The organism is Pseudomonas sp. H1_D05 (assembly GCF_054682705.1).
This window is the reverse complement of record NZ_CP162825.1, coordinates 4,529,766-4,553,236: the sequence shown is the minus strand read 5'-3', so window position 1 is coordinate 4,553,236 and position 23,471 is coordinate 4,529,766. Positions and strand designations below refer to the sequence as shown.

Sequence of the window (23,471 nt, the reverse complement as noted above, 5' to 3'; positions counted from 1 at the left end):
TGCATGTACCAGTATCACAAGTGGTTGCGTTCGTTTCATGCGGTGGCCAAGACCGGCAGTTTTACCCTTGCGGCAGAGTTCCTCAGCGTCGGTCAGCCGACCGTCAGCGAACAGGTCAATGCGCTGGAAAACACCTTCTCGGTCGAGCTGTTCCATCGCCGTGGCCGCTACATCGAAATGAGCGCCGCCGGGCACAAGCTCTATGCGATCACTCAGGGCCTGTTCGGCCAGGAAGATGAAGCCGTGCAACTGTTGCAGAGCTTCAAGCAGCGCAAGACCGGCATGCTGCGCCTCGGCGCGGTGTCACCGCCGATTGCCATGAACCTGACCTATGAGCTGATGCAGCGCCATCCGGATATCGAACTGGAAACCTCGTTTTCTTCGGAAAAGGACACCCTGGCGCGGTTGTTCAACTTTGATATCGACGTGGCGATTCTGGCTTTGTCGGAATTCGATGAGCGCTTCCACACGCGGTTGTATCACCGCTATCCGATCATCGCCGTGGTGCGTGATGACCATCCGTGGGCCCGCCAGGCGCAGGTTCACATCAGTGAAATCAGCGGCGAAAAATGGGTGATGCGCGAATCCAGTGCGCGCACCCGGCAACTGGTGGAAGAAAGCTGCAAGCGCCTCAATATAGATCTCAACTGCGTCATGCAACTCAACAGCCGCGAAGCCATCGTCCACGCGATCGTCAAAGGCATCGGCATCGGATTTGTCTCGGCGGTCGAGTACGCCGAAACCCCGGGCACCACGCCGATCACCTTTGTCGATCACCCGTTTTTCATCGAATACCACCTGTGCTGCCTCGGCATCCGCCGGAACCGGCCAGTGATTGCCGAACTGTTTGATGCGAACCCACCGCTGACCTGATCAGCACTGACCCTTGAACCGCCTACCTCATTGCCGAGGGACGGCCCACGCTTACCTGAAAACGGAGATTGACCATGCAGTACCAACAACCGACTCACCTGCAAGCCGCGATCCTCGACTGGGCCGGCACCGTTGTCGATTTCGGCTCGTTTGCGCCAACGCAAATCTTCGTCGAAGCCTTTGCCGAGTTCGGCGTCGCGGTATCGCTGGAAGAAGCGCGCGGGCCGATGGGCATGGGCAAGTGGGATCACATCCGCACCCTGTGCAACCTGCCGCAGGTTGCCGAGCGTTACCGCGCGGCGTTTGATCGCTTGCCGAGTGACGAAGATGTAACGGCAATCTACGAGCGTTTCATGCCGCTGCAGATCGAAAAAATCGCCCTGCACTCGGCGTTGATCCCGGGTGCGCTCGAGGCGATTGCGGCGCTGCGCGACAAGGGTTTGAAAATCGGTTCGTGCTCCGGTTATCCGGCGGTGGTGATGGCCAAGGTTGTCGAACTGGCGCGGGAAAATGGCTATGTCGCCGATCATGTCGTTGCCACCGATGAAGTGCCCAATGGCCGGCCGTATCCGGCGCAGGCGTTGGCCAACGTGATTGCTTTGGGCATCGATGACGTGGCCGCCTGCGTCAAGGTCGACGACACCTGGCCGGGAATTCTCGAAGGCCGCGCCGCCGGGATGTGGACGGTGGCGTTGACCTGCTCCGGCAACGCACTGGGCCTGACCTATGAGCAATACAAGGCGTTGCCGTCGGATCGACTGGCGGAAGAACGCGCGCGGATCGGCAAGATGTTCGCCCCTTCGCGCCCGCACTACCTGATCGACACCATCGCCGAGCTGCCCGAAGTGATCGAAGACATCAATGCGCGCCTGGCCCGGGGCGAAACTCCACAGTCCTGCTGATTGATCGTCCGCACCCTGCGCTGATCGTTCCCACGCTCTGCGTGGGAATGCAGCCCGTGACGCTCCGCGTCACTGGACGCGGAGCGTCCCTAGAGGCGTTCCCACGCGGAGCGTGGGAACGATCAACAGCCAAATCGCGGGCAAAAAAAAGCTGCCAAAACTGGCAGCAAAAACTTTAAGAACACGCGATGTATTGACCTCAGCATAGACGCCGGATAATGACAGTGTCGTGACAGTCGCAAATTCATTCAATCGCCCCGCCCCCGTCATCAGGATGTCATCAAGATCACGGCAGAATCCTCGCAAACCGTCTTGAGCCTCGCGACGGATGCTCTGCAAGGATTCCCATGAAAGACGACGCCTCGCTGTTTGCCGCCATCGACCTGGGTTCTAACGCCTTTCGCCTGATGATCGGCCAGTCGGTGCGCAGCCGCAAAGGCTTGCAGATTCAGGAAGTGAAAACCCTGCGCGAACCGGTGCGCCTCGCCGAAGGCTTTGATGGCGGCGCACTGGATGCCTTGGCACTGGATCGCGGCTGGCAGGCGTTGGCGCGGTTCGGCAAGAAGCTGCGCGGTTTCGAGGCCGGCCGGGTTCGTGCGGTGGCCACCAGCGCGGTGCGTGAAGCGGACAACGCGCAACTGTTTCTGGCCAGTGCCGAGCGGCATCTGGGCTTTCCCATCGACGTCATTTGCGGCCATGAAGAGGCGCGGCTGGTCTACGCCGGCGTAACTCACGCCTTGCCCAGCGCCGACGACCTGCGCCTGGTGGTCGACATCGGCGGCGGCTCCACCGAGCTGATCCTCGGCCAGGGCTCACAACCCTTGTTAACCGAAAGCATCGCCATCGGCAGCGGCACCTTGAGCACGCGATTCTTTCGCGGCGGCGATGTGTCCGCCGGCGCGCTACAGGAGGCCGAACGCTTCGCCATCCTGCAGTTTGAAAAAGTTGCCCGGCGCTACCGTGCTCAGGGCTGGCAGCAAACCATCGGCTCTTCCGGCACCGCGCGCATGCTCGCCAAAGTACTCAAGACCAATCGCCTCAACGACTTCGGCCAGGACGGCATCACCTACGGCGGCCTGCTGCGCCTGTCGCTGCTGTTGTTGAAGGTAAACAACGTGCAACAGCTCAAGCTCGCAGGCCTGCAACCACACCGCCAGAGCATTCTGCCCGGCGGTCTGGTGTTAATACTGGCGGCATTCAAAGTGTTCGGTATCGCACAAATGCTGCCCTCCGAACCGGGCCTGCGTCTGGGCGTGTTGCACGGTTTGATGAGCCAGCACTAATCCTCGCCGCAACAGATTCGTCTCCCCTTCGGCGGCTTGATCGACTACCATGCCGCCGCTGGTTCCCGAACGGGACTAATAGGGAATCCGGGGTGCTTGCACAGCATTGACCGGAACTGCCCCCGCAACTGTAGGTGCCGAGCCTGCTCCACGACTGCCACTGGGTGAATCCCGGGAAGGCCGGAGCCAGGCGATGACGCATCAGTCAGGAGACCTGCCGGCACAGTGATTACTAACCGGCGGGGTGTCCGGGAAGGACATCGTGCCGTGCGCGTCTTCGTTGGCTGCTCGGCCTTGCGCTGTTTTCCTGACCGCGTTCGATGGTGTGTTTCCAGACCGTACTCTCCCGCTCCCCGTACGGTTCCCCTGGAGACTGCCCCATGCTGCTGCCCCGCATCGCCACCCTCATTACCGGCCTGAGCCTTGGCGCCCTGGCGCAGGCGGCACCGACTGTCTATCCACTGACGGTCGAGAACTGCGGCAGCACCCTGACCTTCCAGTACGCACCGACGCGCACCGTGACCATCGGCCAGGCCGGCACGGAGATGCTCTACGCCATGGGCCTGGGCGACAAAGTCGTCGGCACCTCACTGTGGTTCAACAATGTGCTGGCCAAATACAAGGCACAAAACGACCAGATCGAGCGCCTGGCTGACAACGAGCCGAGTTTCGAATCGGTAATCGGCAAGCGTCCGGAACTGGTCGCCGTGGAACTGGAATGGATGGTCGGCCCGCAAGGCGCGGTGGGCACGCGCGAGCAGTTTCATGAACTGAAGATTCCAACGTACCTGCTGCCTTCCGATTGCGAAGCCAAGGACAACCTCGTCGGCGCCGATGGCACGCGACTGGCGCCGTTTCGCATCGAGACGATTTACAAAAGCGTGAGCCAACTGGCGCAGATCTTCGATGTTCAGGAGCGTGGCCAGCAGCTCAATGATCAACTCAAGGCGAGTCTCGCCAAATCGATTGCCACCGCCCAAGGCAAACAGCTCAAAGACGCCAGCGCGCTGGTGTGGTTCTCCAGCGCACAAATGGACATCGAGCCGTTCGTGGCCGGGCACAAAGGCGTTCCCGATTTCATGCTCAGCACCCTCGGCGTGCGCAACGTGGTGGCGTCCGATGAGGAGTGGCCAACCGTCGGTTGGGAAACCATCGCCAAGGCCAATCCGACCTTCCTGGTCATCGCGCGCATGGATCGTCGACGTTTCCCCGCCGACGACTATGAAAAGAAACTCGCCTTCCTGCGCAGTGATCCGGTGACGCGCAACATGGACGCGGTGAAACACAACCGCATCATCATTGTCGACGCCATGGCCCTGCAGGCGAGCCTGCGCATGTTCGAGGGCATTGAGCAATTGGCCACGGCCATCAACGGCTATGACCTGTCGCAATGAGTGCCAGCCTGATCCGCACGCTCCTGGCCCTGGCGACCCTGTTGATTGCAGTGGTCGCCGGCGTGGCCATCGGTGAAACCTCGATTGCACCGGACGTGGTGTTGCAAGTGCTGGCGAACAAATTGTGGGGCGCCGGGCATGTCCTCGACCCGATCGATGAAGGCATCGTCTGGAACTACCGCCTGACCCGGGCATTGGTCGCGGCCGCATGCGGTGCAGGGTTAGCGACCTGCGGAGTGATTTTACAGTCGCTGCTGCGCAATCCGTTGGCCGATCCCTATCTGCTGGGCATTTCTGCCGGCGCCTCGACCGGGGCGGTGATGGTCGCACTGCTTGGCGTAGGTGCCGGGATCATCTCACTTTCGGTCGGTGCCTTCGCCGGCGCGGTCACGGCGTTCGTGCTGGTGATTGTGCTGGCGCGGGTCAGCGGCTCGGCCAGCGGTACCGGGCAGATCATTCTCGCGGGGATTGCCGGTTCGCAGCTGTTCAATGCGCTGACAGCGTTTCTGATCACTCGCTCGGCCAGCTCCGAGCAGGCGCGCGGGATCATGTTCTGGTTGCTGGGCAATCTTGGCGGCGTGCGCTGGCCATCGGTGTGGCTGGCGGTGCCAGTGGCCGTATTGGGGTTGGTTGTCTGCCTGTGGCATCGGCGGGCGCTGGATGCGTTTACCTTTGGTGCGGATTCGGCGGCGTCGCTCGGCATTCCGGTGCGGCGTGTGCAGATTCTGCTGATCGGTTGTGCAGCGCTGGTGACGGCAGTGATGGTGTCGATTGTCGGCTCGATCGGTTTTGTCGGTCTGGTCATTCCTCATGCCGCGCGTCTGTTGCTGGGCACCGGTCATGCGCGGTTGCTGCCGGCCAGTGCGTTGGGTGGCGCGGTGTTTCTGATAGCCGCCGATGTGCTGTCGCGCACACTGATCAAGGGCCAGGTGATTCCGGTCGGGGTGATTACCGCGCTGGTCGGCGCGCCGGTGTTCGCCTTGATTCTGGTCGGCCGCAGGTCGGCACGATGAACAGTGTCTTGAGTTGTTCCGGCCTGAGCTTCAGGGTGCGCGGCGCCGAGTTGCTCAACGGTGTCAGCCTTGAGGTTCAGCGTGGCGAAACCCTGGGCATTGTCGGGCCGAATGGCGCGGGCAAATCCACTCTGTTGAAGTTGCTGGCCGGGCTGCGTGAACCGAGCGCTGGCCAGGTGCTGCTTGAAGGTCAACGCCTGGGCAAAATGGCTCGACGGAGCATTGCGCAAAAGCTTGCGGTGGTTGAGCAACAAGCTGATACCGACGATGGCATTCGCGTGTTCGACGCAGTGGCGTTGGGGCGTACGCCGTGGTTGTCGGCGCTGCAACCGTGGTCGCAGGCCGACGACGCGATTGTTCAGCAGGCGCTGACCGACGTTGACGCAATGCACCTGCGCACGCGTCTGTGGCGCAGCCTGTCCGGCGGTGAACGGCAGCGGGTGCACATCGCCCGGGCACTGGCGCAGCGGCCGCAGATTCTGTTGCTCGACGAGCCGGCCAATCACCTCGACATTCAGCATCAACTGACCATTCTCAACGTGGTGCGGGCGTTGCCGGTGACCACGCTGATCGCTCTGCATGATCTCAATCAGGCGCTGAAGTGTGATCGTCTGGCGGTGCTGGAACGCGGGCGGCTGGTGGCGTTGGGCGAACCGTTGGCGGTGCTGACGCCGCAGCGCTTACAGGAGACGTTCGGGGTCAGGGCGCATTACCTGACGGACCCGTTCGATGGGGCGCAGATTCTCAGATTTCACTCATGACGTTGTGCATGTGGGTTGTTTGCCAGACCGGGTCAGCGTCGACGTCGATAATCTTGAAGCCTTGGCGCTGCCAGAATTCGATGGCGCCCGGCAGAAATGGATGGGTGTGCAGGTAGATCACCTCGACGCCGTCGGCGAATGCCAGGTCTTTGAGTGATCGGTACAACGCCGCGGCCAACCCGGAACGCCGTTGTGAAGGCACGACGAACAGGCGCACGATTTCCACTACCTTGCGGCCGGGATAATCAAGGTTCGGGAAGCGTCGGTCGTAGGAGAGATAGCCGATCGAGGCCACAATCTGCCCCGCATGACGAGCGATCAGAAAGCGCCCTGCCCCACGCAGATAAACCTCGGCAAAACGCGCCAGATCGTCGGGTATGCCGGTCGCGCTGAGCTTGGGGAAAAGCTCGGCGCGGGCGTTTAGAACAAAATCCAGCACCTCGGGAATGTCTGCGTCAGACACGGTTTGGATAACGGGTTGATGATTCATGCAGCGGCAAACACCTGGATTGCGGCTGGCCACAGTAGCAACAACAGGTCCCGCGAGGCCATCCAGAATTTCATGACTTGCCCAAAACCCTGTGGGAGCGAGCTTGCTCGCGAAGGCGGCAGATCATCCAACATTGATGTTGACTGAAAGGACGCTTTCGCGAGCAAGCTCGCTCCCACAGGTGTTGTATTTCATGCAAGCCGAGCGTTATGCCAGCTCTTTGCGCAGTTGCCGGGCGGCGGTAACCATGTGCACCAGCGCCGCTTCGGTTTCTGGCCAGCCACGGGTTTTCAAACCGCAATCCGGGTTGACCCACAGCCGCTCGGCCGGAATCCGCTTGGCAGCCTTGCGCAGCAGATTAGCCATTTCCGAAGCATCCGGGATGCGTGGCGAGTGGATGTCGTAGACGCCCGGGCCGATTTCGTTCGGGTAGGAAAAAGCCTCGAAGGCATCCAGCAACTCCATGTCGGAACGCGAGGTTTCGATAGTGATCACGTCGGCATCCATCGCTGCAATCGACTCAATCACATCGTTGAATTCGCTGTAGCACATGTGCGTGTGGATCTGCGTTTCGTCACGCACACCGGAGGCGCATAGGCGGAATACTTCCGTCGCCCAGTCCAGATAAGGCTGCCACTGCGCCTGACGCAACGGCAGACCTTCACGGAACGCCGCTTCGTCGATCTGCACGATCTTGATGCCGGCGGCTTCCAGATCGACCACTTCATCGCGGATCGCCAGCGCCAGTTGCCGGGCCTGCACTTCACGGCTGACATCCTCACGCGGGAACGACCACATCAGCATGGTCACCGGGCCGGTCAGCATGCCTTTCATGACCTTGTCGGTCAGACCTTGGGCGTAGCGAATCCACTCGACCGTCATGGCTTTCGGGCGGCTGAGGTCGCCGAAGATCACCGCCGGTTTCACGCAACGCGAACCGTAGCTCTGCACCCAGCCAAACCGGGTGAATACGTAGCCGTCGAGTTGCTCGGCGAAGTACTCGACCATGTCGTTGCGCTCGGCCTCACCGTGCACCAGCACATCGAGGCCCAGACGTTCCTGGATTTCCACCGCGTGGCGAATCTCGCTGTGCATGGCTTCGGTGTATTCGGCTTCGGTCAGCTTGCCCTGTTTGAACGACTGACGAGCGAGGCGGATCGACGCGGTTTGCGGGAACGAACCGATCGTCGTGGTCGGGAACAGTGGTAGATCAAGACCTGCGCGCTGTTTGGCGATGCGCTGGGCAAACAGCGACTGACGCTGGCTGTCCTTGGCCGTGATCGCCGCAACTCGCGCCTGAACCGCAGGTTTGTGAATGCGCGGGGAAGCTGCACGTGCAGCCTGCACCGAGCGACTTTCAGTCAATGCACGTAGCACTTTCGGCGCTTCCGGCTGATTGACGGCATGCGCCAGAATTGCCACTTCTTCACACTTCTGGACGGCAAAGGCCAGCCAGCTTTTCAGTTCGGCATCGAGTTTGTCTTCACGGCCCAGATCCACCGGGCTGTGCAGCAGCGAGCAGGACGGCGCGACCCACAGGCGATCACCCAGACGCTCATGGGCATGGCGCAATGTCGCCAAGGCGTTTTCCAGATCGCAGCGCCAGACATTCCGGCCATTGACCACGCCCAGGGACAACACTTTGTAGGCCGGCAGACGATCGAGAATGGTCGGGTACTGCTCCGGTGCGCGCACCAGATCAATGTGCAGACCATCGACAGGCAGGTTGGCAGCCAGACCAAGGTTTTCTTCCAGACCACCAAAGTAAGTCGCGAGCAGTTTCTTCAGTGGATCACGCTGAATCTGGTTGTAGGCACGCTCGAACGCGTTCTTCCATTCCTGCGGCAGATCAAGGACCAGAATCGGCTCGTCGATCTGTACCCATTCCACACCTTGAGCGGCGAGGCGCGCGAAGATCTGGCCGTACAGCGGCAGCAAACGATCGAGCAATTCCAGCTTGTCGAATTCCGCGCCCTTGGCCTTGCCCAGCCACAGATACGTCAGTGGGCCGATAATCACCGGTTTGACGTTGTGGCCCAGCGCACGGGCTTCTTCGACTTCTTCGAACAACTGCTCCCAGCCCAACTGGAACTGTTGATCCGCACTGAATTCCGGGACCAGGTAGTGATAGTTGGTGTCGAACCACTTGGTCATTTCCTGGGCGTGCGCACCGCCGCAGCAACTGTCGCTGACGCCACGGGCCATGCCAAATAGGGTTTGCAGATTGGCTTTGCCGTCGTGTGGACGGAAGCGCTCAGGGATTACGCCAAACATCAGCGAGTGCGTCAGCACTTGGTCGTACCAGGCGAAATCGCCGACCGGAAGCAATTCGATACCGGCGTTTTTTTGCAGGTCCCATTGGGCCTTGCGCAGTTCACGGCCAACATCACGCAGGCCGGCCTCGTTCAGTTCTCCTTTCCAGAACGCCTCTTGCGCTTTCTTCAGTTCGCGGTCGCGACCGATGCGCGGAAATCCAAGGGAATGGGCCAGTGCCATAACAAACAACTCCAATGTCCTGTTGATGGCGGCCATTGTCGGCATCGGTCACTGGTGAGACAAACTCATTTTAATCGCGATCAACACGAGTTTCCCTCATGATCAAAAGATTGCTGCTTGTCGCTTGTAAACACTCCGTAGCCGAGAGCGCGCGTGAAGGATGAACGGTTTTTTGCGCCAGGGAATTTCTCGCCAATTCAAGCTGTTCGTCGCCCTGAAGACGCCCTTTGAAAACTCAATGACGCCTCTGTGTAAACGTACTCGAACCCGCCCCGGCAGGTCTCTGATTTCGATCTATGGTTAGATCGAAATGGCAGCATTTGCGGCCGACTAAAGGTTGCGACAGCTGATGTCTGAGCCTATGTTGCACGCGAGTCTTTTCCCCGCGATTGGAACGCGATCAACACCATTAAGAGGTGAAGAAATGTCAAAGGAATCACGCCCTGCCGTACTTGGGCTGATAGGCAACACTCCGCTGGTTCAAGTCACTCGTTTCGATACTGGCCCGTGCACACTGTTTCTCAAGCTCGAATCGCAGAACCCCGGTGGTTCGATCAAGGACCGTATCGGTCTGGCCATGATCGACGCTGCCGAGCGTGATGGTCGTCTGCAACCCGGCGGCACCATCGTTGAGGCCACCGCCGGCAACACCGGCCTGGGCCTGGCACTGGTGGGCCGCGCCAAAGGTTATCGCGTGGTGCTGGTGGTGCCAGACAAAATGTCCACCGAGAAAGTCCTGCACTTGAAGGCCATGGGCGCCGAAGTGCACATCACCCGCTCCGACGTCGGCAAGGGCCATCCCGAGTATTACCAGGATGTCGCCGCCCGTTTGGCGAAAGACATTCCCGGCGCATTCTTCGCCGACCAGTTCAATAACCCGGCCAACCCGCTGGCCCACGAATGCAGCACCGCGCCGGAGATCTGGGCGCAGACCGAACATGACCTCGACGCGATCGTCGTCGGTGTCGGTTCGGCCGGTACGCTGACGGGCCTGAGCCGCTTCTTCAAACGCGTGCAGCCGGATCTGGAAATGGTCCTCGCCGATCCGGTCGGTTCGGTGATGGCGCAATACAGCCGCAACGGTTCTCTGCCCAAGCCCGGTTCATGGGCCGTGGAAGGCATCGGCGAGGACTTCATTCCGTCGATCACCGACCTCTCCAGCGTGCGCCACGCCTATTCGATCAGCGATGAAGAAAGCTTCGCTCACGCCCGCCAGTTGCTCAAGGCCGAAGGCATTCTCGGCGGCTCGTCGACCGGCACTCTGCTCGCTGCGGCGCTGCGTTACTGCCGCGAACAGACCGAGCCGAAACGTGTGGTCAGCTTCGTTTGCGACACCGGCACGCGTTACCTGTCGAAGGTTTACAACGACCAGTGGATGACCGATCAGGGCCTGTTGCAGCGCAAGGGCTACGGCGATTTGCGCGACTTGATCGCCCGGCGTTTCGAGGACGGCCGCGTGATCAGCGTAGGCCCGGATGACACCCTGCTCACCGCATTCCAGCGCATGCGCCTGGCGGATGTCTCGCAACTGCCGGTGCTGGTGGAAGGCAAGCAACTGGTCGGGGTGATCGACGAATCAGACATCCTGCTGGCGGTGCACGAAGACGCCGCCCGCTTCAGCCAATCGGTGTCCAGCGTGATGACCGACAAACTGCAGACCCTCGCCCCTGGCGCCAGCCTCGCTGAACTGGAAGCGGTGCTCAGCCGTGGCCTCGTCGCAATCATTGCCGATGCATCGGGCTTCCATGGCCTGATCACCCGCACCGACATGCTCAACCAATTACGGAGATCCCTCGCATGAGTCAGCACGACGATAAATCCCAAGGCTTCGCGACCCGGGTGATCCACGCCGGGCAGGAACCGGACCCGACCACCGGCGCGCTGATGCCGCCGATATACGCCAACTCCACCTATCTGCAAGACAGCCCCGGCGTGCACAAGGGTTTCGATTACGGCCGCTCGCACAACCCGACGCGTTTTGCCCTGGAGCGTTGCGTGGCGGACCTTGAAGGCGGCACCCAGGCGTTTGCGTTCGCCTCCGGGCTGGCGACGATTTCCACGGTGCTCGAACTGATCGATGCCGGTTCGCACGTGATCTCCGGCAATGACTTGTACGGCGGCACGTTCCGCCTGTTCGACAAGGTCCGTCAGCGCAGTGCCGGACACCGTTTCAGCTACGTCGATCTGACTGACCTGGCGGCGTTCGAAGCGGCGCTGCAGGACGACACACGCCTGGTGATTGTCGAGTCACCGACCAACCCGCTGCTGAGCCTGTCGGACCTCGCCGCTATCGCCCGTATCTGCCGCGCTCGCGGGATCATCAGCGTGGCCGACAACACCTTTGCCAGCCCGTATATCCAGCGGCCGCTGGAGCTGGGTTTCGACATCGTGCTGCACTCGACCACCAAGTACCTGAACGGTCACTCCGATGTAATCGGCGGCATCGCCGTGGTCGGCCAGAACCAAGAACTGGCCGAGAAGCTGGGCTTCTTGCAGAACGCGGTTGGTGCGATTGCCGGGCCGTTCGATGCATTTCTCACCCTGCGCGGGGTGAAGACTTTGGCCCTGCGCATGGAGCGTCATTGCAGCAACGCGCTGGATCTGGCGCAGTGGCTGGAGCAGCAACCGCAGGTCAAACGGGTCTACTATCCAGGGCTGCCGTCGCATCCGCAGCATGAGTTGGCCAAGCGCCAGATGCGTGGTTTTGGCGGGATGATTTCGGTTGATCTGAACAGCGATCTGGACGGTGCGCGACGCTTTCTCGAGAACGTGAAAATCTTCGCCCTGGCGGAAAGTCTGGGCGGCGTTGAAAGCCTGATCGAGCACCCGGCGATCATGACTCACGCGACCATTCCGGCTGATACCCGGGCGAAACTGGGGATTGGCGATGGCCTGGTGCGTCTGTCGGTGGGCGTCGAAGACGTCGAAGACCTGCGTGCCGATCTGGCGCAGGCGCTGCAAGCGATCTGACCTGGCAGGAACGACAAAGCCCGCACGAAGCGGGCTTTGGTGTTCGAGCAGGCGGCCAGTGCTGGTCTCTGGCTTACAAGGTTTATCGGGCTTCCCACAGTACCGGGTCAAATTGAAAGTTAGTGCCTCGGCTGCTTCACACGGCATAAGGGCTGGATCTCAGCGCGGAGATCTTTCTAACCGTGTACCTTTCGGAGCGCGCCCCACGCCCCCTTGCTATCCGATTGCGCATCAGTCTGCGTCTTCGCCTACATCTTTGAGCCTAGCAAAGCCTCGCCAACGCGGGTCAGTGTTTTTAGACTGATTCGAGCTTTGCCCGAATCGGGCAGGAAGAGAAGCGCCTAACGGCCGTCGATCCCCCACTGCACTAGCACATTTGTGCTAATCGACCGCCCTGTCCGCTGGCGTTATATTCCCCCGCACCCCTCGATGTTCCTCAACGTTGCCTGTTCGCAGCGTGCGGGATCGTTGTGCCTGGAAATCAGAACAACACCAAGGAAGAAACACCATGAAACTCCATGCAAACCTCTGCAAGATCGCCTTGGTCGGCGCTGTGCTGCTCGGCGTGGCCGGCTGCCAGACCGTCAAACCCACTGAAGCGAGCATGAAAGAACGCGCGCAAACGGTGATCGGTAAACCGGTGTCGAAAATCGACAACATCCGCAACGACAGCACCCTCACCTACTACACCGCCTACACCCCGGCCGGGGAATACAACTGTGAATTGCCCAGCGGCGTAATCATCGCTGTGGCGAGCATGGGCATCATGTCGCCGCCGCTGTCATGCCTGCCGAAAGGCGCCTCGCCGATTCCATTGCAGTAACTTCCCCGCCCGGTAAAGGACACCGTTTACTTATGAAAACCCTGATCGCAACACTCACCCTCAGCGCGCTGTTCCTCACCGGCTGCGCCACGCCGAAACAATGGGAAGCCACTGGCGGCAGCAAAAACGATGGCGTCGTCCAGGTCTCCTATGAACTGGGCCAATTCGAAAGCGGCCAGACCAGCGCCGAACAAGGCCTGACCGTCGCCGCACAACGCTGCAAGACCTGGGGCTACAAAAACGCCGAAGTCACCGGCTCCGAGAAAAACATCTGCCGCACCATGGGGCAGTACAACTGCCTGCAGACCACCATCACCCAGGACTACCTGTGCAAGCGCTGATCTGAAAATGTGGGACCCAGCCTGCTGGCCAAATCGCTAGCAGGCTGGCTCCCACAGGGATCTTGGCTGTGTCCGCGATGATCATTCACGAAACGCTTTCAGCGGGTTCGGGTTGTCGGTCGCGCAGGGCTCTCAAGGTCGCGCGCAGCTCGGCCGGGCGCACCGGTTTGGACAGGATGGCAATGTCGCGGTCGTGCAGGGCTGCCTGGATTTTTTCGACGTCGTGCCCGCTGATGATCATCGCCGGCACTCCCCAGCCTCTCTGCTTGCGCACATCGTCGATGCATTCGATGCCGGTAGCGTGAGTCCCAAGGTCATAGTCGGCAACGATGATATCGCAGTCTGTGATCAGATCCTCAGCCGTCGACTCGGCCTGAACCGAGCAGCCCCAGCGCTCCAGCAACGCTCAAGTCGCCAGCAACACATTACGATCATCCTCCACCAGGCACACCTTCAACCCGGTCAGCAGACCGACCTGACGCGCCTCATCACGATTGACAGTTACCTGCGGCGGCGCAGCGATTGGCAAGCCGTACAAGCTCACCGCCGTTCCCCGCCCGAGCCGCGAACGCAGAGTAACGCCGACACCAATCAACTCCCCCAGACGCTTGACGATCGACAGTCCCAGCCCGACGCCTTCGACATCCTTGTCGCGCACTTGCCGCACCCGATAGAACTCCTCGAACACCTTGCCCAGATGCTCTTCGGCAATGCCGTTGCCACGGTCATAAATCACGATGGCCAGCCCTGCCCCACGCCGGCGCACGCCGATCAACACCGGCCGCTGCGCACCGTATTTGAAGCAGTTGGACAGCACGTTCTGCACCATAGTCGCCAGCAACGCCGGGTCGGTCTGAACCCAGTAGGAACAAGGACGCAAACGCAGCTCGACCCCGGCCCAACGCGCCGCCTCGGCGTTCTGACGGATCAGCTCCACCAGCCATTCGCCGAGATTCACGCTTTGCAGTTTGGGCAACACGCGCCCGTTGTCGAGGGTGTACAGGTCGAGAATCGAGCGGAACAGTTGAGAGACGTTGAGCAACGAACGGTCGATGTTGTCGACCAACCGCCGCTCGTCCTCACCCAAGCGCGACTCACGCAGGCACGCAGTAAACAGTCCAATCGAATGAATCGGCTGGCGCAAATCATGACTGGCCTGAGCGAGAAATCGCGACTTTTCCAGATTCGCCGCCACCGCTTCTTCGGAGGACTTGCGCGTGCGCTCCAGCAACAAGTGCGCATAAAACGGAATCACCGTGCTGGTGAGCATCAGCATCAACACCATGAACGGTTGCGCTTGCCACACCGGCGTCAGCCGATAAACACACAGCAACGCCACTAACGCCAGCGCCGTGGCAATCGCCAGATAGCGCGAGCCATAGCGCATGCCGTTGCCGAGATTGACCCAGATAATCACCGCATACAGCGGCAACGCCGCCTCACCACCGATCACCAGCCCGAAGCAGGTGCCGGTGTAATCGTGGACCATGGCGAAAATCCGCCGTGCCGGGTAATGCCCCGGCCAGCGCGCAATCGCCTGGCGCAAGCCGATCGAGGCCAGCAAAAACACGATGATGTAGGTGATCACCGGCAAATAGGTATCGAAGCGCTGCCCCGGCAAAAAGCCGAGTATGAGCATGTAAACCACGGCAATGCTGGCGATGATAATGCGCAGATTGGCCTGATCGAGTTCAGTGTTTTTCTCGAACTTCATGGTAAACGTCCTTGTGCGGCAATCGTCAGATTCCGAATCAGCCTACAGGCAACCCGTGCGCTCGGTGCTAATGTGCAGACCTTGAGCCACGCCTGACCCAGGGAGGGTCATGCCATGACCTGCCGAATTATCATAGCCGACGATCACCCTTTGTTTCGTGAAGCGATGCTGCGCACGGTTGAGCGTTTGCTGCCTGACGCCGTCCTTGAGGAAGCCGGTGACCTCGACGCCGTACTGGCCCTTTTGCCTTTGGATGACGAGCCGGACACGCTGATTCTCGATCTCAGATTCCCCGGCCTGACCTGCGTCAGCCAGCTCGCCGAGCTGCGTCGACGCTTGCCGCGCACGACATTGATCGTGGTGTCGATGGTCGACGATCAAGCATTGATCAATGAAGTGATGGCCGCCGGTATCGACGGCTTTATCGGCAAAAACATCGCCCCCGATGAAATCGGTCAGGCGATTCTGGCGATTCGTGAAGGTGAGGTGCTGGTGAAGTTTGCGCCGTCCGGCTTGCTGCCGCTGGAAACCGGCGCCGCCCTCACGCCTCGTCAGCAAGACGTGCTGCGCTTGATCGCCCAAGGCAAGACCAACAAGGAAATCGCCCGCGAACTGGATATCTCACCGTTCACGGTGCGTATTCATGTGTCATCGCTGTTGCGCACGCTCAACGTACCCTCTCGGGCGGCTGCCGCCGTGAAATACACGGGGACTCTGTAAGAGCTGCCGGTGGGCCGTGTTATGGATCGACTTGCGCCATGAGCTCCGGCACCGATTCCGGCCGTTTCGCATAGCGCTGAGCGAGCACCGCGCAGACCATCAGTTGAATCTGATGGAACAGCATCAACGGCAGAATCAACACGCCAATCGTGCTGCCAGCGAACAATACCTGCGCCATTGGCACGCCGGTGGCCAGACTCTTTTTCGAGCCGCAGAACAGAATGGTGATGCGGTCTTCCTGGCTGAAGCCGAACGCCTTGCCCAACAGCGTCGACGCCAACAGCACCAGCGCCAGCAGAATGCAGCAGACCACCACCAGCCCCAGCAGATCGACCACGGGAATCTGATGCCAGATACCTTCGTTGACCGCCTCGCTGAACGCGCCGTAAACCACCAACAGAATCGAACCCTGATCGACAAACTTCAGCCAGTTCTTGTTGCGTCCGACCCACGCACCAATCCAGCGACGGGCGATCTGCCCGGCAATGAATGGCAGGAGCAATTGCACGCTGATTTTCAGGATCGCATCCAGCGTCGAACCGCCATCACCGTGGACGTCGAGCAACAGCGTCACCAACAGCGGCGTGAGGAAAATCCCGAACAAACTCGACGCCGCCGCGCTGCAAATCGCCGCCGGAATATTCCCCCGGGCCAGCGAGGTGAACGCGATCGCCGACTGCACCGTGGCCGGCAACGCGCACAGGTAAAGCATGCCCATGTACAGCTTGTCGCCGATCAGCGGGGACAACAGCGGTTTCAGCGCCAGCCCGAGAATCGGGAAAAGGACAAACGTCAGGCCGAACACCAGCAAATGCAGGCGCCAGTGACCGGCGCCGGCGATGATCGATTCGCGGGACAGCTTGGCGCCATGCAGGAAAAACAGCAGCGCGATGGCGAGGTTGGTCAGCCAGCCGAAGCCGACGGCGACCTCGCCGCTGGCCGGCAGGAAGCTGGCCAGCAACACGACGCCAATCAGCGTCAGGGTAAAGTTGTCAGGCAAAAAACGTGGGCGAGTCATGGTCGGTTCATCCGGGGGTTGCCAGTGCGTGCCGACGACTCTAACGTGACTGCCAATTACCGACTAACGCCGAAGGGCCACAAGATGCCGCCTAAAGGACATGACAAAAGCGTCCGTCGCAGCATTCCCGGGCTGCCCAGCCTGCCGCGTCCTCTCTACGGCCGCACCGAATCGCTGCCCAATCGCGCCCTGACCCGGCGGCATAGTCACCCGTGGGTGCAGCTGTCCTACGCGATTCAGGGCGTGCTGGAAATCCAGACCAGCGCCGGCCGCTTTGTCGCTCCGCCGGAGCGCGCCGTGTGGATCCCGGCGGGCGTGCCGCATCGGGTGTTCAGCTCGCCGCACACGGAAATGCGCAGTCTCTACATCGATTGCAGCGTCGCCGGATGGGCGCTTGAGCGCTGCCATGTGCTCGGTGTCAGCGATCTGCTCAGGGAACTGATCCGCGCGTTCAGTGAGGTTCCGGTGGAATACGAGCAAAGCGGCCCGCACGGACGTCTGGCCCAGGTCATCCTCGATCAATTGGCCGAGGCGCCGCAGATCGATCTGATGCTGCCGTTGCCACAAGACGCCCGCTTGAAGCAGATCTACCAGAGCCTTGAGCAACACCCGGAACAGCAGACCACACTGAGCCACTGGAGCGAGAAGTTCGGCGTCACCGAAAAGACCCTCACCCGCCTGTTTCTGCGCGACACCGGCCTGACCTTCCGCGCCTGGCGCCAGCGTTTGCGCCTGCTCGGTGCACTGACACCGCTGGAAAAAGGCGAACGCGTCACTGACGTTGCGCTGGCCTGTGGTTACGACTCGACCTCGGCGTTTATCGCCGCGTTTCGCCAACAGTTTGGCGAAACGCCGGGGGAGTTTTTTCGCTGATCAGCGATCCGCCAGTGCTTCCAGCAAGTCCGCTGACGGCACGAAATACAGGCTGCCAGTGACGGCGGTACTGAAATCCAGCAACTTGTCGTAGTTACCCGGTGGCTTGCCGACGAACATGTTTTCCAGCATCTGCTCGATCGGCTCGGGCGAGCGCGCGTAACCGATGAAGAAAGTGCCGAACTCCCCTGCCCCCGGCCGACCGAACGGCATGTTGTCACGGAGAATTTTCACTTCCTCGCCGGCTGCGTTGGTGATGGTGGTCAGCGCGCTGTGCGAGTTGCTCGGTTTGACCGCGTCATCCAGTTCGATATCGGAGAGCTTGGTGCGACCGATAACGCGCTCCTGTGCTTCAACACTCAGGCCGTTCCACGCGGTCATGTTGTGCAGGTATTTCTGCACCAGCACGTAGCTACCGCCGCTGAACTCGGGGTCTTCGTCACCGACGATAGTGAAGTTGAGCGCTTTGCGCCCGACCGGATTTTCCGTGCCGTCGACAAAACCGATGATGCTGCGCATGTCGAAATAGCGAAATCCTTGAACCTCATCGACCACCGTCACCGCATCACCGAGAACCGCCATGATCTGCGTGGCCAGTTCAAAACACAGATCCATTTGATCGGCGCGAATGTGCAGCAGCAGATCGCCCGGGGTTGCCGGAGCGTGCCGCCCTTTCTCGCCAAACTCGCGAAAATCGTGCAGCGACGCCGGGCGCGGATGGCCAAACAGGCGATCCCAGGCGTTCGAGGAAAAGCCGCAGATGCAGGTCAGATTGCCGGTCGGTACGCGCTTGCCAACCGAACGCACCAGCCCGGCGACATCGCCGCACCAGTCTTTGACGGTTTGCGCGGTTTCAGGCCCGGCATTCAGCGTCGCGACGATGAAAATCGCACTGCTGGTGATCGGACTGCACACCGCTTGAGGTTCGAGAATGTCGGTATTCATCGCTGAAAACATTGCTCCGTAAAAAATGCCCGAGCTGATAACGAGGGCAGATAGTTCGTTTTTATCGAACTGTTGCGTAGAAATAAACGATTTTTCTTTGCCGCAAACTCGTCGCTAGCATGGCCTCGTCTGACCCCAATCCAAGAATAGACAGGGAGCGTGACATGCCAGCCACCAACATCAATATCGGCGAACCGTGGATGTGGGCCGCCTTCATCGTCTTCGTGCTTGCCATGCTGGCATTGGACCTGTTTGTCTTCGGTGGGCGCAAGGCGCATCGGGTGTCGGTTCGCGAAGCCTTGTCCTGGGTCATCGCCTGGTGCCTGCTGGCACTGAGTTTCGCGGCGCTGCTCTGGTGGTATTTGCACGGTGCGTTCGGCGCCGAGATCGCCCGGCAGAAAACCCTCGAATTCCTAACCGGGTATCTGATCGAGCAATCGCTGTCGATCGACAACATGTTCGTCTTCGTGATGATCTTCAGCTACTTCGCCGTACCGCCGGAGTTACAGCGGCGGGTGCTGCTGTACGGCGTGCTCGGGGCGATTGTGATGCGCGCGGTGATGATTTTCGCCGGCGTGTGGCTGGTGTCGCAGTTCGAGTGGCTGCTGTACGCGTTCGGCGTGTTCCTGATCATCACCGGGATCAAGATGCTGGTGTTTGCCGACCACCAGCCAGACTTGGACAAGAATCCGTTGCTGCGCTGGGTGCGCGGGCATATGCGCATCACCAGCAGCTTTCATGGCGAACGGTTTTTCGTCTTGCAGAATGGCGTGCGCTGGGCCACGCCGATGTTTCTGGTGCTGGTGCTGATCGAGGCCAGTGACCTGATGTTCGCGGTCGACAGCATCCCGGCGATCTTCGCCGTGACGACTGATCCGTTCATTGTCTTCACCTCGAATATCTTCGCGATCATGGGCCTGCGCGCGCTGTATTTTCTGCTGGCAGATATGGCGGACCGCTTTCACTTGCTCAAGTATGGGTTGGCGATTGTGTTGGTGTTTATCGGCGGCAAGATGGTGTTGATGCCGTGGTTGCACATGCCGGTGGAATGGTCGCTCGCGGTAGTGGGAGGGGTCATCCTGAGTTCGGTTTTGCTGAGCCTTGTCATCACCCGAAATGCTGAACGCAGCACCGAATGACACCCTACATAAACCTGTGGGAGCGAGCTTGCTCGCGAAAGCGGTGTGTCATTCAACGATGATGCTGGATGATCCGACGCCTTCGCGAGCAAGCTCGCTCCCACAGGGATTTCGTTCAGCCCATATCTATTTGTCAGACTTGATACTGGTCCAAACGCGAGTACGCACGCGCTCGAGCTTCTGCGGCAACGGCTGCACGACGTAGAGGTTTTTCAGTGCTTCCGGGGTCGGTGTAAGGTTCGGGTTACCGGTGATTTCCTTGTTGATCAGCGGCATCGAATCCTTGTTTGCATTCGGGTAGCCGAGGAAGTCGCTGATCGGTGCGATCACTTTCGGATCGAGCAGGTTATTGAGGAATTCATGCGCCTCGGCGACGTTTTTCGCGCTCTTCGGAATCGCGAAGGTGTCGAACCAGATCGGCGCGCCTTCCTTGGGCAGACGCCAGTCGACCACTACGCCGTTTTTCGCCTCTTTGGCGCGGTTGCCGAACTGATAGAAGCTGCCGGAGTAACCGATCGCCACGCAGATGTCGCCGTTGGCGATGTCGGTCATGTACTTGGCCGAGTTGAAGTAGGTCACGTACGGGCGAACCTTGAGCATCAACTCCTTGGCCTTTTCATAGTCGGCGGGGTTCTGGCTGTTCGGGTCGAGGCCCAGGTAATGCAAGGCCAACGGGAGGATTTCCGTCGGCGAGTCAAGCATCGCCACACCGCAGGATTTGAGTTTTTCCATATTCTCCGGTTTGAACACCAGATCCCAGCTGTCCACCGGCGCGTTGTCGCCCAGTGCCGCTTTGACTTTGGCCGGGTTGAAGCCGATCAGCACAGTGCCGACCATGTAAGGCACGCCGTACTGGTTGCCCGGATCGTTCTTGCCCAGCAGTTTCAACAGTTCCGGATCCTGATGGCTCCAGTTCGGCAGTTTCGATTTATCCAGTTTCTGAAATACGCCAGCCTTGATCTGCGTTTCGAGGAACTGGTTCGACGGCACCACCAGGTCGTAACCGGAGTTGCCGGTCAGCAGCTTGGCTTCGAGGGATTCGTTAGTGTCGAAGGTGTCCCAGGTCACTTTGATGCCGCTTTTTGCGGCGAAATCCTTGGGCACGGACGGCAGGATGTAGTCCGCCCAGTTGTACACGCGCAGTTCGCGTTGCTCAGCCTGGACAGCGCCGGCCAGCAGCGTCAGCCCACACACAGTGGCACCCAGAATGCGTTTCATCGTGACCATGGTTGTTCCCCAAAAGGCAGCGTGAGTTCGATGGTTTTTATGTTCTGTACACGGCAGCGGCTGTAAAGGTAGCCAAGGGTAAAAAGGGTCGAGCGTCTTTTTGTGGTTTTGATTCTTGCTGACAGCGTAGCTGGAGCACAGTGGGGGATGGGCCAAAAGGGGATCGATGTGGCCAATTTGATTGACCGCCGGGATGCGGAAACAACAATGCCCGGCACTTGGCCGGGCATTGTCGAGTAACGGTCAGCTCAGTCGGTGTAACCCAATCTCGCCGCCCTGCTCTGCTGAGTCTGGCCGCGTGTGGCCAGGCAGTAATACAACGGCACGGTGACAACCAGGCCCACCAGCCAGGACAAGTCCGCGCCCTCGACCAGATTGGCGTACGGCCCGACGTATAGCGAGGTGTTGGCGAACGGCAACTGCACAATAATGCCGATGAAGTAGGCAATGATCGCGTGCAGATTAAAGCGCCCGTAAACCCCGCCATCAGCGCGGAAGATCGAGGTGATGTCGTAGCAGCCGCGCTTGATCAGGTAGAAGTCGATCAGGTTGATCGACGCCCACGGCACCAGCACCAGCAGCAGCGCCAGAATCAAACCGATGAACTCGGAAATGAAATCCGCCGACGCACCCAGCGCAACCACGCAGCATCCCGCGAGCACCACGCTCGACAACACCACACGCACCTTGATGCTCGGCGTCCATTGGCTGGCGAAGGTCTGGATCGAGGTGATGATCGACAACACCGCGCCATACAGATTCAGCGCGTTGTGGCTGATGATATTCAGCAAAAACAACACCATCAGAATCGGCCCGAGCCACCCGGTCGATTGCTTGACCGCGACCATCGCTTCAGTGCCTTCCGGGGTCGCCAGCACCGCCACGGCGCCAAAGCTGAACGACAGAATCGTGCCCAGCGTTGCGCCCAGATAAGTCGCCCAGAACGGCTTGGCAATGCCAATGTCCGCCGGCAGGTAACGCGAGTAATCGGACACGTACGGCGAGAAACTGATCTGCCAGATAATCCCGAGCGACACCGTCGCCAGCCAGCCGGACAGATTGAAACTGCCGCGAGTGAGAAAGTCCGCCGGCAAGTCATGGGCAAAGATATAGATGAACCCGGCCAGCAACGCGCTGCCCATCACCCAGGTGCCAATGCGGTTCAGCGTGTGGATGAAGTTGTAGCCGATCACGCCAATCGCCGTGGCCGCCAGTGCGCCGATCAGAATGCTCAACGGCGCCGGCACCGACGGCGCGATGCCGACGATGGATTTACCCGCCAGGACGATGTTGGAAATAAAGAAACCGATGTAGATGAGCGCGGCGAAGAACACGATCAGCAGCGCGCCGTAACGCCCGAACTGGCCGCGACTCTGGACCATCTGCGGAATGCCCATGCGCGGGCCTTGCGCCGAGGCCAGCGCGATCACCACGCCGCCGATCATGTGCCCCAGCGCAATCGCCAGCAGCCCCCAGAGCAAATCGAGATGGAACACCTGAACCACCATGGCGCCGGTGACGATGGGCAGTGGCGCAATGTTGGTGCTGAACCAAAGAGTGAATAGGTCGCGGGCCTTCCCGTGGCGTTCCGCGAGTGGGACGTAGTCGACCGTATGGTTCTCGATCAACGGATCTTGCCGGGACATCTGGGACATATGCATGAACTCGAGTTTGTCTGTTCTTATCGTTGTACGAAGCCAAACCGGGGGGACTCTGTGGCCGCCCCTCAGATGCAGACCATATTATGGTATTCCAAACAATTCACAAGACTGATCCGTAGTTTACGGCGCCAGCTGATACACCATCCTCGCTGAAACCGTGGCCTGCAGACCAGCCGAAAGCCCCGTAAATACTGAGTTTCCGACGAACGCGGCACGTTTATCGGTTCAGCTTAAAAGGCCTTGCAAAGATCGAATACTGGTATACCATCAGACCAACAAACACATAAAAACAGCAGCACCACACCCGAGGACCGACCAATGATCGATGCCGCCATCTACAAACAAGTCATGGGCTCGTTCCCGTCCGGCGTAACCGTTATCACCACGCTGGACGATGACGGCCAGATCGTCGGCCTGACGGCCAGTGCGTTCAGCTCGCTGTCGATGGACCCGGCGCTGGTGCTGTTCTGCCCCAACTACAGCTCTGATTCCTACCCGGTGCTGATCAAGAACAAGCGCTTTGCCATTCACGTTCTCTCCGGCGGCCAGCAAAGCGAAGCCTACGCCTTCGCCCGCAAAGGCAAAGACAAGGCGCAGGGCATCGAGTGGACCTTGAGCGAACTGGGTAACCCGATCCTCGCCAACGCGACAGCTATCATCGAGTGTGAACTGTGGCGCGAATACGAAGGCGGCGACCACGCCATCATGGTCGGCGCGGTGAAGAACCTGATCGTCCCCGAGCAAATCGCCGGACCGCTGGTGTATTGCCACGGCAAGATGGGCGCCCTGCCCGTCCTGGCCTGATCGTCAGCCCCGCACAAATCAACT

20 protein-coding genes, 1 pseudogene and 1 riboswitch are annotated in these 23,471 nt (G+C 60.1%); of the genes and pseudogenes, 14 read left to right on the top strand and 7 right to left on the bottom strand.

Annotation, left to right across the window (positions count from 1 at the left end; all coding sequences use genetic code 11):
• Window positions 1-3 precede the first annotated feature (3 nt).
• From AB4O11_RS20600 to AB4O11_RS20575, 6 genes are all read left to right on the top strand, one after another.
• Entirely contained in the window at window positions 4-873 is an 870-nt protein-coding gene (locus AB4O11_RS20600; RefSeq protein ID WP_460128220.1) for a LysR substrate-binding domain-containing protein, read from the top strand.
• Window positions 874-947: 74 nt separating this feature from the next.
• Window positions 948-1,775: a phosphonoacetaldehyde hydrolase gene (gene phnX, locus AB4O11_RS20595; RefSeq protein WP_257358284.1), complete on the top strand. Its 828-nt coding sequence runs from the start codon at window positions 948-950 to the stop codon at window positions 1,773-1,775.
• 347 nt (window positions 1,776-2,122) lie between these two features.
• Window positions 2,123-3,058: a Ppx/GppA phosphatase family protein gene (locus tag AB4O11_RS20590; RefSeq protein WP_460128216.1), complete on the top strand. Its 936-nt coding sequence runs from the start codon at window positions 2,123-2,125 to the stop codon at window positions 3,056-3,058.
• Window positions 3,059-3,100: 42 nt separating this feature from the next.
• A riboswitch (cobalamin riboswitch) is annotated at window positions 3,101-3,294 on the top strand.
• 144 nt (window positions 3,295-3,438) lie between these two features.
• A complete protein-coding gene (locus AB4O11_RS20585; RefSeq protein WP_460128212.1) occupies window positions 3,439-4,452 on the top strand; it encodes an ABC transporter substrate-binding protein in 1,014 nt (337 codons plus the stop codon).
• An 8-nt stretch (window positions 4,453-4,460) separates the two neighbouring features.
• Window positions 4,461-5,465 carry a FecCD family ABC transporter permease gene (locus tag AB4O11_RS20580; protein WP_175559651.1) on the top strand — a complete coding sequence of 335 codons (1,005 nt, stop codon included), beginning with the start codon at window positions 4,461-4,463 and terminating at the stop codon, window positions 5,463-5,465.
• Window positions 5,462-6,226: an ABC transporter ATP-binding protein gene (locus AB4O11_RS20575; RefSeq protein WP_460128209.1), complete on the top strand. Its 765-nt coding sequence runs from the start codon at window positions 5,462-5,464 to the stop codon at window positions 6,224-6,226. Before AB4O11_RS20580 ends, AB4O11_RS20575 begins: the two co-directional genes overlap by 4 nt.
• On the opposite strand, the gene AB4O11_RS20570 is transcribed toward AB4O11_RS20575, so the two are convergent.
• Complete coding sequence (locus AB4O11_RS20570) at window positions 6,210-6,716, bottom strand: GNAT family N-acetyltransferase (protein ID WP_116256659.1); 507 nt, start codon at window positions 6,714-6,716, stop codon at window positions 6,210-6,212. The two genes, AB4O11_RS20575 and AB4O11_RS20570, sit on opposite strands and share 17 nt — an antisense overlap.
• 207 nt (window positions 6,717-6,923) lie before the next feature.
• On the bottom strand, window positions 6,924-9,212 hold the full coding sequence (metE, locus tag AB4O11_RS20565) for a 5-methyltetrahydropteroyltriglutamate--homocysteine S-methyltransferase (RefSeq protein WP_460128204.1): 2,289 nt from the start codon (window positions 9,210-9,212) through the stop codon (window positions 6,924-6,926).
• Between the two features lie 424 nt (window positions 9,213-9,636).
• Here metE and AB4O11_RS20560 point away from each other — a divergent pair, with 424 nt between their 5' ends.
• The 4 genes from AB4O11_RS20560 to yecR all read left to right on the top strand — a co-directional run bounded on the left by AB4O11_RS20560 (window position 9,637) and on the right by yecR (window position 13,346).
• Window positions 9,637-11,013 (top strand): pyridoxal-phosphate dependent enzyme, encoded by a 1,377-nt coding sequence (locus tag AB4O11_RS20560; RefSeq protein WP_460128200.1) that lies wholly within the window; start codon window positions 9,637-9,639, stop codon window positions 11,011-11,013.
• Complete coding sequence (locus AB4O11_RS20555) at window positions 11,010-12,182, top strand: cystathionine gamma-synthase (protein WP_099758775.1); 1,173 nt, start codon at window positions 11,010-11,012, stop codon at window positions 12,180-12,182. Before AB4O11_RS20560 ends, AB4O11_RS20555 begins: the two co-directional genes overlap by 4 nt.
• A 508-nt stretch (window positions 12,183-12,690) precedes the next feature.
• On the top strand, window positions 12,691-13,005 hold the full coding sequence (locus AB4O11_RS20550; RefSeq protein WP_116256656.1) for a hypothetical protein: 315 nt from the start codon (window positions 12,691-12,693) through the stop codon (window positions 13,003-13,005).
• Between the two features lie 32 nt (window positions 13,006-13,037).
• Window positions 13,038-13,346: a YecR family lipoprotein gene (gene yecR, locus AB4O11_RS20545; protein WP_007918065.1), complete on the top strand. Its 309-nt coding sequence runs from the start codon at window positions 13,038-13,040 to the stop codon at window positions 13,344-13,346.
• An 85-nt stretch (window positions 13,347-13,431) separates the two neighbouring features.
• On the opposite strand, the pseudogene AB4O11_RS20540 reads toward yecR, so the two are convergent.
• Window positions 13,432-15,060 (bottom strand): annotated as a pseudogene (locus AB4O11_RS20540) (ATP-binding response regulator).
• Window positions 15,061-15,174: 114 nt separating this feature from the next.
• On the opposite strand from AB4O11_RS20540, the gene AB4O11_RS20535 reads away from it, so the two are divergent.
• A complete protein-coding gene (locus tag AB4O11_RS20535) occupies window positions 15,175-15,780 on the top strand; it encodes a LuxR C-terminal-related transcriptional regulator (protein ID WP_099758772.1) in 606 nt (201 codons plus the stop codon).
• 19 nt (window positions 15,781-15,799) lie between these two features.
• Here the strand turns inward: AB4O11_RS20535 and AB4O11_RS20530 are convergent, their stop codons facing one another.
• Complete coding sequence (locus AB4O11_RS20530; RefSeq protein WP_460128190.1) at window positions 15,800-16,798, bottom strand: bile acid:sodium symporter family protein; 999 nt, start codon at window positions 16,796-16,798, stop codon at window positions 15,800-15,802.
• Between the two features lie 84 nt (window positions 16,799-16,882).
• Here AB4O11_RS20530 and AB4O11_RS20525 point away from each other — a divergent pair, with 84 nt between their 5' ends.
• Window positions 16,883-17,671 carry an AraC family transcriptional regulator gene (locus AB4O11_RS20525; protein WP_322374359.1) on the top strand — a complete coding sequence of 263 codons (789 nt, stop codon included), beginning with the start codon at window positions 16,883-16,885 and terminating at the stop codon, window positions 17,669-17,671.
• On the opposite strand, the gene AB4O11_RS20520 is transcribed toward AB4O11_RS20525, so the two are convergent.
• Window positions 17,672-18,616: a Dyp-type peroxidase gene (locus AB4O11_RS20520; RefSeq protein ID WP_460128186.1), complete on the bottom strand. Its 945-nt coding sequence runs from the start codon at window positions 18,614-18,616 to the stop codon at window positions 17,672-17,674.
• A 164-nt stretch (window positions 18,617-18,780) separates the two neighbouring features.
• Between AB4O11_RS20520 and AB4O11_RS20515 the strand changes: the two genes are divergently transcribed.
• On the top strand, window positions 18,781-19,755 hold the full coding sequence (locus tag AB4O11_RS20515) for a TerC family protein (protein ID WP_460128183.1): 975 nt from the start codon (window positions 18,781-18,783) through the stop codon (window positions 19,753-19,755).
• 126 nt (window positions 19,756-19,881) lie between these two features.
• Here AB4O11_RS20515 and AB4O11_RS20510 read toward each other — a convergent pair whose 3' ends face one another.
• Window positions 19,882-20,982: a polyamine ABC transporter substrate-binding protein gene (locus AB4O11_RS20510; RefSeq protein ID WP_099758767.1), complete on the bottom strand. Its 1,101-nt coding sequence runs from the start codon at window positions 20,980-20,982 to the stop codon at window positions 19,882-19,884.
• 248 nt (window positions 20,983-21,230) lie between these two features.
• On the bottom strand, window positions 21,231-22,637 hold the full coding sequence (locus AB4O11_RS20505; RefSeq protein WP_102902122.1) for a purine-cytosine permease family protein: 1,407 nt from the start codon (window positions 22,635-22,637) through the stop codon (window positions 21,231-21,233).
• A gap of 324 nt (window positions 22,638-22,961) precedes the next feature.
• Here AB4O11_RS20505 and AB4O11_RS20500 point away from each other — a divergent pair, with 324 nt between their 5' ends.
• Window positions 22,962-23,447 (top strand): flavin reductase family protein, encoded by a 486-nt coding sequence (locus tag AB4O11_RS20500; RefSeq protein ID WP_016987069.1) that lies wholly within the window; start codon window positions 22,962-22,964, stop codon window positions 23,445-23,447.
• The last annotated feature ends 24 nt before the right edge of the window (window positions 23,448-23,471 follow it).

Excerpts from the sequence above, each read along its gene's own strand:
- AB4O11_RS20505 (WP_102902122.1), bottom strand. The coding sequence starts at position 22,637 with ATGTCCCAGATGTCCCGGCAAGATCCGTTGATCGAGAACCATACGGTC.
- AB4O11_RS20550 (WP_116256656.1), top strand. The coding sequence starts at position 12,691 with ATGAAACTCCATGCAAACCTCTGCAAGATCGCCTTGGTCGGCGCTGTG.
- AB4O11_RS20500 (WP_016987069.1), top strand. The coding sequence starts at position 22,962 with ATGATCGATGCCGCCATCTACAAACAAGTCATGGGCTCGTTCCCGTCC.
- AB4O11_RS20570 (WP_116256659.1), bottom strand. The coding sequence starts at position 6,716 with ATGAATCATCAACCCGTTATCCAAACCGTGTCTGACGCAGACATTCCC.
- phnX (WP_257358284.1), top strand. The coding sequence starts at position 948 with ATGCAGTACCAACAACCGACTCACCTGCAAGCCGCGATCCTCGACTGG.
- AB4O11_RS20600 (WP_460128220.1), top strand. The coding sequence starts at position 4 with ATGTACCAGTATCACAAGTGGTTGCGTTCGTTTCATGCGGTGGCCAAG.
- AB4O11_RS20535 (WP_099758772.1), top strand. The coding sequence starts at position 15,175 with ATGACCTGCCGAATTATCATAGCCGACGATCACCCTTTGTTTCGTGAA.
- AB4O11_RS20520 (WP_460128186.1), bottom strand. The coding sequence starts at position 18,616 with ATGAATACCGACATTCTCGAACCTCAAGCGGTGTGCAGTCCGATCACC.
- AB4O11_RS20590 (WP_460128216.1), top strand. The coding sequence starts at position 2,123 with ATGAAAGACGACGCCTCGCTGTTTGCCGCCATCGACCTGGGTTCTAAC.
- AB4O11_RS20555 (WP_099758775.1), top strand. The coding sequence starts at position 11,010 with ATGAGTCAGCACGACGATAAATCCCAAGGCTTCGCGACCCGGGTGATC.
- AB4O11_RS20560 (WP_460128200.1), top strand. The coding sequence starts at position 9,637 with ATGTCAAAGGAATCACGCCCTGCCGTACTTGGGCTGATAGGCAACACT.
- yecR (WP_007918065.1), top strand. The coding sequence starts at position 13,038 with ATGAAAACCCTGATCGCAACACTCACCCTCAGCGCGCTGTTCCTCACC.
- AB4O11_RS20585 (WP_460128212.1), top strand. The coding sequence starts at position 3,439 with ATGCTGCTGCCCCGCATCGCCACCCTCATTACCGGCCTGAGCCTTGGC.
- AB4O11_RS20575 (WP_460128209.1), top strand. The coding sequence starts at position 5,462 with ATGAACAGTGTCTTGAGTTGTTCCGGCCTGAGCTTCAGGGTGCGCGGC.
- metE (WP_460128204.1), bottom strand. The coding sequence starts at position 9,212 with ATGGCACTGGCCCATTCCCTTGGATTTCCGCGCATCGGTCGCGACCGC.
- AB4O11_RS20525 (WP_322374359.1), top strand. The coding sequence starts at position 16,883 with ATGCCGCCTAAAGGACATGACAAAAGCGTCCGTCGCAGCATTCCCGGG.
- AB4O11_RS20510 (WP_099758767.1), bottom strand. The coding sequence starts at position 20,982 with ATGGTCACGATGAAACGCATTCTGGGTGCCACTGTGTGTGGGCTGACG.
- AB4O11_RS20530 (WP_460128190.1), bottom strand. The coding sequence starts at position 16,798 with ATGACTCGCCCACGTTTTTTGCCTGACAACTTTACCCTGACGCTGATT.
- AB4O11_RS20515 (WP_460128183.1), top strand. The coding sequence starts at position 18,781 with ATGCCAGCCACCAACATCAATATCGGCGAACCGTGGATGTGGGCCGCC.